Source organism: Pseudomonas asiatica, assembly GCF_040214835.1.
GTDB classification, from domain to species: domain Bacteria; phylum Pseudomonadota; class Gammaproteobacteria; order Pseudomonadales; family Pseudomonadaceae; genus Aquipseudomonas; species Aquipseudomonas putida_Z.
Map to the genome: position 1 here is coordinate 3,713,068 of NZ_CP157874.1, position 14,359 is coordinate 3,727,426.

12 protein-coding genes are annotated in these 14,359 nt (G+C 63.7%); 10 read left to right on the top strand and 2 right to left on the bottom strand.

Annotated elements, in window-relative coordinates; genetic code table 11:
• Positions 1-4: 4 nt before the first annotated feature.
• Complete coding sequence (gene clpS / locus ABNP31_RS16705; RefSeq protein ID WP_013973290.1) at positions 5-367, bottom strand: ATP-dependent Clp protease adapter ClpS; 363 nt, start codon at positions 365-367, stop codon at positions 5-7.
• Positions 368-597: 230 nt separating this feature from the next.
• On the opposite strand from clpS, the gene cspD reads away from it, so the two are divergent.
• On the top strand, positions 598-852 hold the full coding sequence (gene cspD / locus ABNP31_RS16710) for a cold shock domain-containing protein CspD (protein WP_025339775.1): 255 nt from the start codon (positions 598-600) through the stop codon (positions 850-852).
• A gap of 74 nt (positions 853-926) precedes the next feature.
• On the opposite strand, the gene icd is transcribed toward cspD, so the two are convergent.
• Positions 927-2,183: an NADP-dependent isocitrate dehydrogenase gene (gene icd / locus ABNP31_RS16715; RefSeq protein ID WP_025339776.1), complete on the bottom strand. Its 1,257-nt coding sequence runs from the start codon at positions 2,181-2,183 to the stop codon at positions 927-929.
• A 427-nt stretch (positions 2,184-2,610) separates the two neighbouring features.
• Between icd and ABNP31_RS16720 the strand changes: the two genes are divergently transcribed.
• The 9 genes from ABNP31_RS16720 (at position 2,611) to ABNP31_RS16760 (ending at position 14,216) form a co-directional block, all read left to right on the top strand.
• Entirely contained in the window at positions 2,611-4,836 is a 2,226-nt protein-coding gene (locus ABNP31_RS16720; protein WP_085664675.1) for an NADP-dependent isocitrate dehydrogenase, read from the top strand.
• 191 nt (positions 4,837-5,027) lie between these two features.
• Positions 5,028-5,468 carry an NUDIX hydrolase gene (locus ABNP31_RS16725; protein WP_003251227.1) on the top strand — a complete coding sequence of 147 codons (441 nt, stop codon included), beginning with the start codon at positions 5,028-5,030 and terminating at the stop codon, positions 5,466-5,468.
• Between the two features lie 59 nt (positions 5,469-5,527).
• Positions 5,528-6,652: a tRNA 2-thiouridine(34) synthase MnmA gene (gene mnmA / locus ABNP31_RS16730; protein ID WP_238066588.1), complete on the top strand. Its 1,125-nt coding sequence runs from the start codon at positions 5,528-5,530 to the stop codon at positions 6,650-6,652.
• Entirely contained in the window at positions 6,649-7,275 is a 627-nt protein-coding gene (gene hflD, locus ABNP31_RS16735; RefSeq protein ID WP_015270973.1) for a high frequency lysogenization protein HflD, read from the top strand. Before mnmA ends, hflD begins: the two co-directional genes overlap by 4 nt.
• A 234-nt stretch (positions 7,276-7,509) precedes the next feature.
• On the top strand, positions 7,510-8,880 hold the full coding sequence (gene purB, locus ABNP31_RS16740; RefSeq protein ID WP_013973297.1) for an adenylosuccinate lyase: 1,371 nt from the start codon (positions 7,510-7,512) through the stop codon (positions 8,878-8,880).
• 81 nt (positions 8,881-8,961) lie between these two features.
• Positions 8,962-10,128 carry a cupin domain-containing protein gene (locus ABNP31_RS16745; protein ID WP_013973298.1) on the top strand — a complete coding sequence of 389 codons (1,167 nt, stop codon included), beginning with the start codon at positions 8,962-8,964 and terminating at the stop codon, positions 10,126-10,128.
• Complete coding sequence (locus ABNP31_RS16750) at positions 10,121-10,549, top strand: GNAT family N-acetyltransferase (protein ID WP_003258855.1); 429 nt, start codon at positions 10,121-10,123, stop codon at positions 10,547-10,549. The genes ABNP31_RS16745 and ABNP31_RS16750 overlap by 8 nt, the downstream gene beginning before the upstream one ends.
• A gap of 199 nt (positions 10,550-10,748) precedes the next feature.
• Positions 10,749-12,692: a DNA topoisomerase III gene (locus ABNP31_RS16755; RefSeq protein ID WP_350012555.1), complete on the top strand. Its 1,944-nt coding sequence runs from the start codon at positions 10,749-10,751 to the stop codon at positions 12,690-12,692.
• 234 nt (positions 12,693-12,926) lie between these two features.
• The gene (locus ABNP31_RS16760) at positions 12,927-14,216 is read left to right on the top strand and encodes an NAD(P)/FAD-dependent oxidoreductase (protein ID WP_350012556.1); all 1,290 of its coding nucleotides are present in this window, start codon (positions 12,927-12,929) and stop codon (positions 14,214-14,216) included.
• Positions 14,217-14,359 lie beyond the last annotated feature (143 nt).

Consider the following 14,359-nt stretch of genomic DNA (forward strand, 5'->3'; position numbering starts at 1 on the left):
GCGATTAACCGTCCTTCTCGATTTCACAGAGTAGCGGATGCTGGCTTTCCCTGGCGTATTGGTTGACCTGCATAGCCTTTGTTTCGGCGATGTCACGGGTAAACAATCCGCACACTGCCCGCCCTTCGGTATGGACGGTCAGCATGATCTTGGTCGCCAGCTCGCGGTTCAGATTGAAGAACGTCTCGAGCACTTCGACGACGAAATCCATCGGCGTGTAGTCATCGTTGAACAAAACCACCTTGTACATCGGTGGCGCCTGCAGGATCGGCTTGGCTTCCTGAACTGCAAGACCCGAGCCGTCGTCCTCATTCGATTGCGGGCGATCCTGATTGAATGTTAGTCGAATCTCACTAGGTGCATGCATGGAAAGAATTTCATCATGAGCGACAGGTTAAGGTTGTGGGTTGACTGCGAAGGGCACGGCCAGCGCAGGCGCCGGGCGACCTTGACTATCGGCAAAACGGTGTTACAACCAATAAGAACCCACCGTGGTCGATAAAGATCCGCGCAGTCAACCAGATTTTTCGCATGGTTCGTATGCGGATGAAGTGGATGATACTCCAGTGATGGAGTCCTTTGCAGAGGGACATAGGGATGGCAAGCGGTAAAGTCAAGTGGTTCAACAATGCCAAGGGCTACGGATTCATCAATGAAGAGGGCAAGACTGACGACTTGTTCGCTCATTATTCAGCCATCCAGATGGACGGGTACAAGACGCTCAAGGCCGGCCAGGCCGTGAGCTTCGACATCGTCCAGGGCCCCAAAGGCCTGCACGCGGTGAATATCAGCAGCGCCACTGCCGCCGCGGCCGCCAGGGCTCCGCACACCAGCAGCACTGCCGACGCCTGAACTGCCGCGCTGCCTGCCGGTACACGAAAAAAACCGGCCGCCTCCTGACTGGAAGCGGCCGGTTTTCCGTTGCCTTACATATGCTTGATCATTTCATCGCCAAAGCCTGAACTGCTCACCAGCCTGGCGCCGTCCATCAGGCGTTCGAAGTCATAGGTCACGGTCTTGGCAGCAATCGCGCCATTGGTACCCTTGATGATCAGGTCCGCCGCCTCGGTCCAGCCCATGTGCCGCAGCATCATCTCCGCCGACAGGATCACCGAACCCGGGTTGACCTTGTCCTGCCCGGCATACTTGGGCGCGGTGCCGTGGGTGGCCTCGAACATGGCCACGGTGTCGGACAGGTTGGCACCCGGCGCAATGCCGATACCGCCCACTTCCGCCGCCAGGGCATCGGACAGGTAGTCACCGTTGAGGTTGAGGGTGGCGATCACGTCGTACTCGGCCGGGCGCAGCAGGATCTGCTGCAGCATGGCGTCGGCGATGGCGTCCTTGACGATGACCTCGCGGCCGCTCTTGGGGTTCTTGAACTTCATCCATGGGCCACCATCGAGCAGCTCGGCCCCGAACTCGTCGCGCGCCACTTCATAGCCCCAGTCCTTGAAGGCACCCTCGGTGAACTTCATGATGTTGCCCTTGTGCACCAGGGTCAGCGACTCGCGGTCGTTGTCCACCACATACTGCAGGGCCTTGCGCACCAGGCGCTTGGTGCCCTCCTTCGACACCGGCTTGACGCCAATGCCACAGTCCTGGTCGAAGCGGATCTTGGTAACGCCCATTTCCTCCTTGAGGAACTTGATCACCTTGTTCGCCTCGGGCGAACCGGCCTTCCACTCGATGCCGGCATAGATGTCCTCGGAGTTCTCGCGGAAGATCACCATGTCCACATCGCCGGGTTTTTTCACCGGGCTGGGCACGCCCTGGAACCACAGCACCGGGCGCAGGCACACGTACAGGTCCAGTTGCTGGCGCAGGGCCACGTTGAGCGACCGGATACCGCCGCCCACCGGGGTGGTCAGCGGCCCCTTGATCGACACCACGTAATCACGCACGGCATCGAGGGTTTCCTGGGGCAGCCAGGTGTCCTGGTCGTACACCTGGGTGGCTTTTTCGCCGGCGTACACCTCCATCCAGGCGATCTTGCGCTTGCCGCCGTAGGCCTTCTGCACGGCGGCGTCGACCACCTTGATCATTACCGGCGAGACATCGACGCCAATCCCGTCGCCCTCGATATAAGGAATGATCGGGTTGTCGGGAACGTTGAGCGAATGGTCTGCATTGACGGTGATCTTCGCGCCGTCGGTCGGAACCTTGATTTTCTGGTATCCCATGCTTGCACTACTCCGCTGTCGGGTGTGATTGGACATCATGCGATCCACTGAGCCTAAACCACATCTGCCGACCTGCAAGGCATGCGACAACCCGCCACATTGCCGCTTAGTCTTTGGTCTTATAAATGGGCCGATATCACTTGGCCTTGCTGATTAGCCCGAATGGTTTGGTATACTCCGCCGCGACCGAAGGGTCATCGGGGCGATCCCTTGGAAAAATGCGGACCGCCCTTGGCCATGAATGGACACAAAGCCTGGCCACGAAGCCTGGACTGTTACCGCAGCCCAGCACTTGACGCTCGACTGATGCATCCACCATCACCGCTCGCAGCCTCTCGACTTTCCGCTCATGGCGTTGCCAGGGCGATGCGCCTACCCTGCGCACCACGAGACTCGAGCACGCTCAGCACACAGAGAGTTAACCCGCATGCCCACCCGTTCCAAGATCATCTATACCTTCACCGACGAAGCCCCCGCCCTCGCCACTTACTCGCTGCTGCCGATCATCGAAGCCTTTACCGCTTCGGCTGACATCGCCGTCGAAACCCGCGACATCTCCCTGGCTGGCCGTATCCTCGCCGCCTTCCCGGAGCAACTGGGCGCAGAGAAGCAAGTAGGCGATCACCTGGCGGAACTGGGCCAGCTGGCTACCACCCCTGAAGCCAACATCATCAAGCTGCCGAACATCAGCGCCTCGGTACCGCAGCTGAAAGCCGCGATCAAGGAACTGCAGGGCAAGGGCTTCAACATCCCTGACTACGCCGACGAGCCGGCCACCGCGGAAGAGAAAGAATCCCGCGCCCGCTACGACCGCATCAAAGGTTCCGCCGTGAACCCGGTCCTGCGCGAAGGCAACTCCGACCGCCGCGCGCCGCTGTCGGTCAAGAACTACGCCCGCAAGCACCCGCACAAGATGGGCGCCTGGGCTGCCGACTCCAAGTCGCACGTTGCCCACATGACCCAGGGCGACTTCTACGGCAGCGAGAAAGCCGCACTGATCGAGGCTGACGACAGCCTGCGCATCGAGCTGGTCGGCAAAGACGGCAACACCACCGTACTGAAAGAAAAGACTGCGGTAAAAGCTGCCGAAGTCATCGACTGCGCCACCATGAGCCGCAAGGCCCTGAAAGCCTTCATCGCCGAGCAGATCGCCGATGCCAAGGCTTCCGGCGTGCTGCTGTCGGTACACCTGAAAGCCACCATGATGAAGGTCTCCGACCCGATCATGTTCGGCGTCATCGTCGAAGAGTTCTACAACGACGTGCTGGCCAAGCACGCCGCCGCCCTGGCTGAAGTAGGCTTCAACGCCAACAACGGCATCGGCGACCTGTACGCCCGCATCAAGGACCTGCCAGCCGAGAAGCAGGCCGAGATCGAAGCCGACATCCAGGCCCTGTACGCCCAGCGTCCGGCCCTGGCCATGGTCAACTCCGACAAAGGCATCACCAACCTGCACGTGCCGAGCGACGTCATCGTCGACGCCTCGATGCCGGCCATGATCCGTGACTCGGGCAAGATGTGGAACGCCGCCGGCGAACTGCAGGATGCCAAGGCGATCATCCCGGACCGCTGCTACGCCGGCATCTACCAGGCCACCATCGAAGACTGCAAGGCCAACGGCGCCTTCGACCCGACCACCATGGGCAGCGTACCGAACGTCGGCCTGATGGCACAGAAGGCCGAAGAATACGGCTCCCACGACAAGACCTTCCAGATCAAGGCCGACGGCGTCGTGCGCGTGGTCGACAGCAAAGGCCAGGTCGTTCTCGAGCAGAACGTCGAAGCCGGCGACATCTTCCGCATGTGCCAGGTCAAGGACGCGCCGATCCAGGACTGGGTCAAGCTGGCCGTCAACCGTGCCCGCCTGAGCAACACCCCTGCAGTGTTCTGGCTGGACCCGGCCCGCGCCCACGACGGCGTGATGATCGAGAAGGTGCAGAAGTACCTGAAGGATCACGACACCTCCGGCCTGGACATCCGCATCCTGGCACCGGTAGACGCCATCAAGTTCTCCCTGGCCCGCATCCGCGAAGGCAAGGACACCATCTCGGTGACCGGCAACGTGCTGCGCGACTACCTGACCGACCTGTTCCCGATCATGGAACTGGGCACCAGCGCCAAGATGCTGTCGATCGTGCCGCTGATGAGCGGTGGTGGCCTGTTCGAAACCGGCGCCGGCGGTTCGGCACCGAAGCACGTGCAGCAGCTGGTGGAAGAGAACTTCCTGCGTTGGGACTCGCTGGGTGAATTCCTGGCCCTGGCCGCTTCCCTGGAGCACCTGGGCAACACCTACGACAACCCGCGCGCCAAAGTGCTGGCCAACACCCTGGACCAGGCCACCGGCAAGTTCCTCGACACCAACAAGTCGCCTTCGCGCAAAGTCGGTGGTATCGACAACCGCGGCAGCCACTTCTACCTGACCCTGTACTGGGCCCAGGCCCTGGCTGCGCAGAACGACGACGCTGCCCTGCAGGCACGCTTCGCACCACTGGCCAAGACCCTGACCGAGAACGAGGAGACCATCGTCGCCGAGCTCAACGCCGTCCAGGGCAAGCCGGCCGACATCGGTGGCTACTACGCTCCGGATGCCGAGCTGACCGCCAAGGTGATGCGCCCAAGCCAGACCCTGAACAGCGCCATTGCCGCCCTGTAAGGTTCGCTTGAAGTAACAGCACAAACCCCGGCCACGCACCGGGGTTTGTGCTTTCTGGATAAACGATTTCTGGCCGCCAGCGCGGACCCTGTGGGAGCGGGTTTACCCGCGAATGCGATGGCGAATCCACTGACGCATTCGCGGGTAAACCCGCTCCCACAGGGGCTGTGCAGGCCTCTAAGGAGCTGTTCATGACCTGGCAACCCCACATCACCGTCGCCACCATCGTCGAACACGAAGGCAAGTTCCTCTTCGTCGAAGAATTCAAAGCCAACCAGCACGTCTTCAACCAGCCCGCCGGCCACCTCGAACCCAACGAGACCCTGCCCCAGGCCGCCCTGCGCGAAACCCTCGAAGAAACCGCCTGGGAAGTCGAGCTCACCGGCGTGGTCGGCATCTACCTGTACACCGCCCCAAGCAACGGCGTGACCTACCAGCGCATCTGCTTCGCCGCCCGCCCCGTGCGCCATCACGCCGACCTGGCGCTGGACAGCGACATCGTCCGCGCCGTGTGGCTGACCCGCGACGAACTGCTGGCCGACCCCACCCGCTGGCGCAGCGAGCTGGTGCCACGCTGCCTCGACGACTACCTGAAAGGCCCCTTGCACAGCCTCGACCTGCTGCGCGACTGACGCGCCGCCGCAGGTTTGATAGAATCGGCGTTTTTCCCCCTTGATACACACCGGTAACCATGACCAGCCCAGCACTCAAAGACCCCGCCAAGACCCGCGTTATCGTCGGCATGTCCGGCGGCGTGGACTCTTCCGTCTCCGCCCTTCTGCTCATGGAGCAGGGCTACCAGGTGGAAGGGCTGTTCATGAAGAACTGGGAAGAAGACGACGGCACCGAATACTGCACCGCCCGTGAAGACCTGGCCGACGCCCAGGCCGTGTGCGACCGCATCGGCATCAAGCTGCACACCGCCAACTTCGCCGCCGAATACTGGGACAACGTGTTCGAGCACTTCCTCGAAGAGTACAAGGCCGGCCGCACGCCCAACCCGGACATCCTCTGCAACCGCGAAATCAAGTTCAAGGCGTTCCTCGACTACGCCCTGTCGCTGGGTGCCGACCTGATCGCCACCGGCCACTACGTGCGCCGCCGCGACACCGGCGAGCTCACCGAACTGCTCAAGGGCCTGGACCCGAACAAGGACCAGAGCTACTTCCTGCACGCCGTCGGCGGCAAGGAAATCGCCCGCACCCTGTTCCCGGTTGGCGAGCTGGAAAAGCCCGAAGTACGCGCCATTGCCGAAAAGCACGGCCTGGCCACCGCCAAGAAGAAGGACTCCACCGGCATCTGCTTCATCGGCGAGCGCCGCTTCAGCGACTTCCTCAAGCAATACCTGCCGGCCCAGCCGGGCAACATCGAGACCACCGACGGTGAAGTGATCGGCCGCCACCACGGCCTGATGTACCACACCATCGGCCAGCGCCAGGGCCTGGGCATTGGCGGCCTGAAGGACGCCGGTGACGAGCCGTGGTACGTGCTGCTCAAGGACCTGACCCGCAACGTGCTGGTGGTCGGCCAGGGCAATGAACACCCGTGGTTGTTCTCCCGCGCCCTGCTCGCTTCGGAAATCTTCTGGGTCAACCCGGTCGACCTCGGCAGCCCGCGCCAGCTCACCGCCAAGGTGCGCTACCGCCAGAGCGACCAGCAGTGCACCCTGGAACTGACCGAAAGCGGTTACCGTGCGGTGTTCGACGAACCGCAACGTGCCGTTACCCCGGGCCAGTCGGTGGTGTTCTACGACGGCGAAGTGTGCCTGGGTGGCGGCGTGATCGAAGCCGCCGAGCCGTGGAGCCCGCGCGCATGAGCAACCTGCAGGAGCAGCTGATTGCGTTGGGCGGTGTGTTCCAGGCCGCTGTACTGGTCGACCGCATTGCCCGCACCGGCCAGGCCAGCGAGGCCAACATCGGCTGCATGCTGGGCAGCCTGCTGGTCCGTGACCCCAAGGACACCCTGGAGGTGTTCGGCGGTGACGACCTGAACCTGCGCGACGGCTATCGCGCGCTGGTCGGCGCGCTGGAGCGCGACCCCAGCAGCCTGCAGCGCGAGCCGCTGCGCTACGCCCTGTCGATGCTGGGCCTGGAGCGCCAGTTGAACAAGCGCGGCGACCTGCTCGACACCATCGGCAACCGCCTGCCGCAAATCCAGTCCCAGGCCGAGCATTTCGGCCTGGTTCATGAAAACGTCATTGCTTCCAGTGGAGCCTTGTACCAGGACACCCTGAGCACCTTGCGCCAGCGCATCCAGGTACATGGCGACATGCGCTTCCTGCAGCAGGCCAGCAACGCCTCGAAGATCCGCGCCCTGCTGCTGGCCGGCATCCGCGCCGCACGCCTGTGGCGCCAGCTGGGCGGGCACCGCTGGCAGCTGGTATTCAGCCGGCGCAAGCTGTTGAACGAACTGTACGACATGATGCGCAGCCCCTCCTGACAGGGGCTGACAGTTCCGGCCTCATCGCCGACAAGCCAGCTCCCACAGGATATGCACTGTGCTCAAGACCGGTGCAGTACCGTGGGAGCTGGCTTGCCGGCGATAGGGCCAGAACAGGCAATGCACAATGCACAGCTGATTTATGGCCCGACCTTTGGTCAGCCACCCGACCTGAGCGCATTTTTCATGTATGATATGCGCCCTTCCAAAAGCCTGACTGTCCGAGAACACCCCATGCAGCTTTCTTCGCTCACTGCGGTTTCCCCTGTAGACGGCCGTTATGCCGGCAAAACCCAGGCCTTGCGCCCCATTTTCAGTGAATTCGGCCTGATCCGTTTCCGCGCCCTGGTCGAAGTGCGCTGGCTGCAGCGCCTGGCCGCCCACCCGCAGATCGGCGAAGTGCCGGCGTTCTCCGCCGAAGCCAACGCCCTGCTGGACAGCCTGGCCACCGACTTCAAGCTCGAGCACGCCGAACGCGTCAAGGAAATCGAGCGCACCACCAACCACGACGTCAAGGCGATCGAATACCTCCTCAAGGAGCAGGCCGCCAAGCTGCCTGAGCTGGCCAAGGTCAGCGAGTTCATCCACTTCGCCTGCACCAGCGAGGACATCAACAACCTGTCCCACGCCCTGATGCTGCGCGCCGGCCGTGACGAAGTGCTGCTGCCGCTGATGCGCCAGATCGCCGACGCCATCCGCGCCCTGGCCCACGCCCACGCCGACGTGCCGATGCTGTCACGCACCCACGGCCAGCCGGCTTCGCCGACCACCCTGGGCAAGGAACTGGCCAACGTCGTGTACCGCCTGGAGCGCCAGATCGCCCAGGTTGCCGCCGTACCGCTGCTGGGCAAGATCAACGGTGCCGTGGGCAACTACAACGCCCACCTGTCGGCCTACTCGCAGATCGACTGGGAGCAGAACGCCCGCGCCTTCATCGAAGACGAGCTGGGCCTGCAGTTCAACCCGTACACAACCCAGATCGAGCCGCACGACTACATCGCCGAGCTGTTCGACGCCATTGCCCGCTTCAACACCATCCTGATCGACTTCGACCGCGATGTGTGGGGCTACATTTCGCTGGGCTACTTCAAGCAGAAGACCGTTGCCGGCGAAATCGGCTCGTCGACCATGCCGCACAAGGTCAACCCGATCGACTTCGAAAACTCCGAAGGCAACCTGGGTATCGCCAACGCGCTGTTCCAGCACCTGGCCAGCAAGCTGCCGATCTCGCGCTGGCAGCGTGACCTGACCGACTCCACCGTGCTGCGCAACCTGGGCGTGGGCTTTGCCCACAGCGTCATCGCCTACGAAGCCAGCCTGAAAGGCATCGGCAAGCTGGAAGTCAACGAAGCCCGCATCGCCGCCGACCTGGACGCCTGCTGGGAAGTCCTGGCCGAGCCGATCCAGACCGTGATGCGCCGCTTCAACATCGAAAACCCCTACGAGAAGCTCAAAGAGCTGACCCGTGGCAAGGGCATCACCCCGGAAGCGCTGCTGACCTTCATCGACGGCCTGGACATGCCAGCCGAAGCCAAGGCCGAGCTCAAGCAGCTGACCCCTGCTACCTACATCGGCAACGCGGCAGCACAGGCCAAACGCATCTAAGCTGACCGTCGCGTTCAACGCCCGGCCTGGCCGGGCGTTTTTATTCCCGAACGAAAATTACATTTTTTCAATAGGTTGAACATGAATCCTGATACTCCACTGCAGCTGCTGGGCGGCATCTCGGCCCGCGAATTCATGCGCGACTACTGGCAGAAGAAGCCGCTGCTGGTGCGCCAGGCCTTCCCGGACTTCATCAGCCCGATCGACCCCGACGAGCTGGCCGGCCTGGCCCTGGAAGAGGAAGTAGAGTCGCGTATCGTGCTCGAGCACGGCGCGCACCCGTGGGAGCTGCGCCGCGGCCCGTTCACCGAAGATACCTTTGCCGAGCTGCCGGAAAAGGACTGGACCCTGCTGGTGCAGGCCGTGGACCAGTTCGTCCCGGAAGTAGCCGAACTGCTGGAAAACTTCCGCTTCCTGCCCAGCTGGCGCATCGATGACGTGATGATCAGCTTCGCCGCCCCCGGTGGCAGCGTCGGCCCGCACTTCGACAACTACGACGTGTTCCTGCTGCAGGGCCACGGCCAGCGCAACTGGAAAATCGGCCAGATGTGCAGCAGCGACAGCTCGCTGCTGGAGCACGCCGACCTGCGCATCCTCGCCGACTTCGAGCAGAGCGATGAGTGGACCCTGGAGCCGGGCGACATGCTCTACCTGCCACCACGCCTGGCCCACTACGGCGTGGCCGTGGACGACTGCCTGACCTACTCGGTAGGCTTCCGCGCGCCAAGCGCCGCCGAAGTGCTGACCCACTTCACCGATTTCCTCGGCCAGTTCCTGCCCGACGAAGAACGCTACAGCGACGCCGATGCCCAGCCGGTCAGCGACCCGCACCAGATCCAGCACGACGCCCTCGACCGCCTCAAGGCGCTGCTCGACAAGCACATGGGCGACAAGGACCTGCTGCTGACCTGGTTCGGCCAGTTCATGACCGAGCCACGCTACCCCGAGCAGATCGTCGGTGAAGAGCTGTCCGAGGAAGAGCTGATCGATGCCCTGGAACAAGGCGCCATCCTGATCCGCAACCCGAGCGCGCGCCTGGCCTGGTCGGAGTTCGAAGAAGACCTGCTGCTGTTCGCCAGCGGCCGCAGCTGCCCGCTGCCGGGCAAACTGCGCGAGCTGCTGAAGCTGGTTTGCGCGGCCGACGCCCTGCACATCGACAACCTGGGCGAATGGCTGCAGGATGAAGATGGCCTTATGCTGGTACAGCAGCTGGTCAAACAAGGAAGCCTGGGATTCGCCAATGAATAAGATTCGTGTGCGCCTCGCCGACTGGCACAAGGACAACGCCGACATCCGCCGCATCCGCGAAGCGGTGTTCATTGCCGAACAGCACGTGCCGCCGGAGCTGGAGTGGGACTCGGACGACCCGACCGCCGCGCACTTCCTGGCCCTGGAAGGCGACTACCCGATCGGCACCGCGCGCCTGCTGCCTGACGGCACCATCGGCCGGGTCTCGGTGCTGAAGGACTGGCGCGGGCTGAAGGTGGGTGACGCGCTGATGAACGCGGTGATTGTCGAAGCGCAGAACCGTGACCTGAAGCAGCAGATGCTCAGCGCCCAGGTGCACGCCACGCCGTTCTACGAACGGCTGGGCTTTCGCGTAGTCAGCGAAGAGTTCCTCGAAGCCGGCATCCCGCACGTGGACATGGTGCGCGACTCGCGCGCCTGATCCACGACCTTCCCACAGGCCCCCACAAATTCTGAAAATTGTGGGGGCCTGTGGGAGCGGGTTCACCCGCGAAGAGGCCGGCACAGCCAAGACATCCCCTCTGACAAAAAAACCTGTACATCCATCCAGATAAAACTTGCCTCCGCGCCCTCGCTTGCGCATCCTATCGCCCATCACCCCCGATGAAGCGTCCCCGGCCATGCGCCTGTTCCTCTGCGAAAAACCCTCTCAGGCAAAAGACATCGCCAAAGTGCTCGGCGCCAACCGCAAGGGCGATGGCTGCTGGCAAGGCACTGACGTCTGCGTGACCTGGTGCATCGGCCACCTGCTGGAAACCGCCCCGCCCGACAGCTACGACGAACGCTACAAGCGCTGGAACCTGGCCGACCTGCCGATCATCCCGGAAAAGTGGAAGATGCTGGTCAAGCCCAAGACCGCCAGCCAGTTCAAGGCAGTCAAGCGCCTGCTCGGCGAAGCGCGCGAACTGGTAATCGCCACCGACGCCGACCGCGAAGGCGAAATGATCGCCCGCGAACTCGTCGAGCATTGCCGCTACCGCGGCCCGGTGCAGCGCCTGTGGCTGTCGGCACTGGATGACGCGTCCATTCGCAAGGCCCTGGCGCGGCTGCTGCCGGGCCACGAAACCTTCAACCTGTACCACTCGGCGCTGGGCCGTTCGCGCGCAGACTGGCTGATCGGCATGAACATGAGCCGGCTGTTCACCCTGCTGGGCCGCCAGTCGGGCTATCAGGGCGTGCTGCCGGTGGGCCGGGTGCAAACGCCCACCTTGCGCCTGGTGGTCGACCGCGACCGCAGCATCGCCGACTTCGTGCCGGTACCGTTCTGGGCCATCGACGTGCAGCTCGAACACGCAGGCTTTGGCTTCAACGCCCAGTGGCGCGCCCCCGAGGACGCCTGCGACGACCAGGGCCGCTGCCTGAACCAGGCCCTGGCGCAGCAGGCGGCCGCCGACATCGGCAATGCGGGTACTGCCCGGGCCGTAAAGGTGACCACCGAGCGCGTGCGTGAAGCGGCACCCCTGCCCTTCGACCTTGGCACCCTGCAGGAGCTGTGCTCGAAAAAGTTCGGCCTCGGCGCCCAGGAAACCCTCGACATCGCCCAGGCCCTGTACGAAACCCATAAGCTGATCACCTACCCGCGCAGCGACTGCGGCTACCTGCCGCAAAGCCAGCACGCCGAAGCGCCAGCCATCCTCGCCGCCCTGCAACGGGCCGATGCCAGCCTGGCGCCGCTGCAGCCCTACCTGGAGCCGCAACGCCGTTCACGGGCGTGGAACGACGCCAAGGTCAGCGCCCACCACGGCATCATCCCCACTGCCGCCGCCAGCGACCCGTCGCGCCTGCCGGCCAAGCACAAGGCGGTGTACACCCTGATCCGCGCCCGCTACCTGGCGCAGTTCCTGCCCAACCACGAGTACGACCGTACCCAGGCCGACTTCGACTGCGCCGGCCATGCCCTGCGTGCCGTAGGCAAGCAGATCGTCGAACCAGGCTGGCGCCGTGCGCTGCCCGAGGCGCTGACCCCGTCCAAGGGCCGCGAGGCAGCACCGGCCCAGGTGCTGCCGGCGCTGCGCGAAGGCCAGGACTGCACAGTGCAGGGCCTGCAACTGAAAGACCTGTGGACCCAGCCGCCCAAGCCGTTTACCGAAGGCGACCTGATCAAGGCAATGAAGAACGTGGCCAAGCTGGTGGACGACCCGCGGTTGAAGCAGAAGCTCAAGGAAACCACCGGTATCGGCACCGAAGCCACCCGCGCCAGCATCATCCAGGGCCTGCTTGACCGCGGCTACCTGGTGAAGAACGGCAAGGCGCTGTCCGCCACCCCTGCGGCCTTCAGCCTGATCGACGCCGTGCCACGCGCCATTGCCGACCCAGGTACCACGGCTATCTGGGAGCAGGCGCTGGACATGGTGCAGAGTGGCGAGATGACGCTGGAGGAGTTCGTCGCCCGGCAGTCGGCATGGATGGGCAAGCTGGTCGAACGGTGCAGCGGCATGCGCATGACCATCAGCGGGCCGGCAGCCGGGGCTGCGCCGCCGTGGAAGAAGAAGCGTCGGGGTGGCGGGAAGGGCAAAGCGGCCGCAGGCAAGCCAAGACAGCCTCGAAAAAAGGCGACAACCTGAAGATTTTGCACTTTCAGGTCAGGCCCCTTCGCGGGTGAACCCGCTCCCACATTTACAGCACCAACCTCGAGACCGGTGATGACTCTGTGGGAGCGGGTTTACCCGCGAAAGGGCCAGGACAGGCAACACAACAACCCGAGGTAAACCACAAACCCGGCCAATGCATTGGCGACATGAAATTTACATGCTAAATTTTCATGAAAATAAACACAATAATTTTCATGAGCCCCCTGCATGTTCAAACAATCCGCCCAGCACGTCGCCAGCTACTACGCCCAGACCTACCCCGCCAGCATTCCCCTGCACCCTACCCTGCAAGGCAGCCACGACACCGAAGTCCTGATCATTGGCGCCGGCTTCAGCGGCCTGCACACCGCCTTGCGCCTGACCCAGGCCGGCAAGCGCGTAACGCTGCTGGAAGCCAGCCGCGTGGCCTGGGCCGCGTCCGGCCGCAACGGCGGCCAGGCACTGCTCGGGTGGTCATGCGACATGCCGCCGCTGGAAAAGGCCCTGGGCGTCGAACGCACCCGACGCCTGTGGGCCAGCATGTGCTGGGCCGCCGATGAAATGCGCGAACTGCCCGAGCGCCATGGCTTCGACATCGACTACCGGCAGGGCAGCCTGTGGACCGCCGTGCTGCCGCGCCGGGTGAAGATGCTGGAAGAAGCCCTGCACGAGGCCGAACACAAATGGGGCTACGACGCCCTGCGCCTGATCGGCCGCGACGAGCTGCCGCAATGGATCGACAGCCCGCGCTACCAGGCCGCGCTATACGATGCCAAAGGCGCCCACCTCAACCCGCTGAAGCTGGCTCAGGGCCTGGCCAGCACCATCGAGGCTGCTGGCGGGCGGATCTACGAACAGAGCCAGGTGCTCGACTACCAGAAAGCCGGCGACGGCTATGTGGCCCGTACCGACCGCGGCGAAGTACGCTGCCAGGTGCTGGTGCTGGCCTGCAACGCCTACATCGATCGCCTCGACCGCAACCTGTCGCGCCGCCTGTTGCCGGTTGGCTCCTATCAGGTAGCCACCGCACCGCTGGATGCCGACTTCGCCCAATCGCTACTGCCGCGCAACAGTTGCGTGATCGACAACCAATTCGTGCCCGACTATTTCCGCCTCACCCCGGACCATCGCCTGCTGTTCGGCGGCGGCTGCACCTACCTGGGCGGTATTCCCAAAGATGTCGCCAGCGCTACCCGCCCCTACCTGGAGCGGGTGTTCCCGCAGCTGGCCGGGGTGGCCATCGACTATGCCTGGGGCGGCCATATCGACTGCAGCATCCAGCGCACCCCGGATGTCGGTCGCGAGGGCCAGCGCTACTGGCTGCAGGGTTTCTCTGGCCATGGCGTGCTACCAACACTGGCGGCGGCGCGGGCGGTCAGCGATGCCATTCTTGGCGACGACGACCTGCTGACGCTGTACCAAGGCATCAACAACGGCCGCTTCCCCGGCGGAGACCTGCTGGCAGCACCGCTGGAAGCTGCGGCCAAGGCCTGGTACCGGATGCGCGACCGCGTCTGATCGGTTGACACGGCCCGTTGTAGGAGCGGCCTTGTGTCGCGAAAGGGCTGCAAAGCAGCCCCAGGGTTTCAGCACAGATGCACACATTGCCGGGGCTGCCTTGCAGCCCTTTCGCGACACAAGGCCGCTCCTACAGGGGACCG

Bases quoted from the DNA above. Each gene is read 5' to 3' on its own strand.
- hflD (WP_015270973.1), top strand. From the start codon at position 6,649: ATGAGCAACCTGCAGGAGCAGCTGATTGCGTTGGGCGGTGTGTTCCAG.
- purB (WP_013973297.1), top strand. From the start codon at position 7,510: ATGCAGCTTTCTTCGCTCACTGCGGTTTCCCCTGTAGACGGCCGTTAT.
- ABNP31_RS16755 (WP_350012555.1), top strand. From the start codon at position 10,749: ATGCGCCTGTTCCTCTGCGAAAAACCCTCTCAGGCAAAAGACATCGCC.
- icd (WP_025339776.1), bottom strand. From the start codon at position 2,183: ATGGGATACCAGAAAATCAAGGTTCCGACCGACGGCGCGAAGATCACC.
- ABNP31_RS16720 (WP_085664675.1), top strand. From the start codon at position 2,611: ATGCCCACCCGTTCCAAGATCATCTATACCTTCACCGACGAAGCCCCC.
- clpS (WP_013973290.1), bottom strand. From the start codon at position 367: ATGCATGCACCTAGTGAGATTCGACTAACATTCAATCAGGATCGCCCG.
- ABNP31_RS16725 (WP_003251227.1), top strand. From the start codon at position 5,028: ATGACCTGGCAACCCCACATCACCGTCGCCACCATCGTCGAACACGAA.
- ABNP31_RS16750 (WP_003258855.1), top strand. From the start codon at position 10,121: ATGAATAAGATTCGTGTGCGCCTCGCCGACTGGCACAAGGACAACGCC.
- ABNP31_RS16760 (WP_350012556.1), top strand. From the start codon at position 12,927: ATGTTCAAACAATCCGCCCAGCACGTCGCCAGCTACTACGCCCAGACC.
- ABNP31_RS16745 (WP_013973298.1), top strand. From the start codon at position 8,962: ATGAATCCTGATACTCCACTGCAGCTGCTGGGCGGCATCTCGGCCCGC.
- cspD (WP_025339775.1), top strand. From the start codon at position 598: ATGGCAAGCGGTAAAGTCAAGTGGTTCAACAATGCCAAGGGCTACGGA.
- mnmA (WP_238066588.1), top strand. From the start codon at position 5,528: ATGACCAGCCCAGCACTCAAAGACCCCGCCAAGACCCGCGTTATCGTC.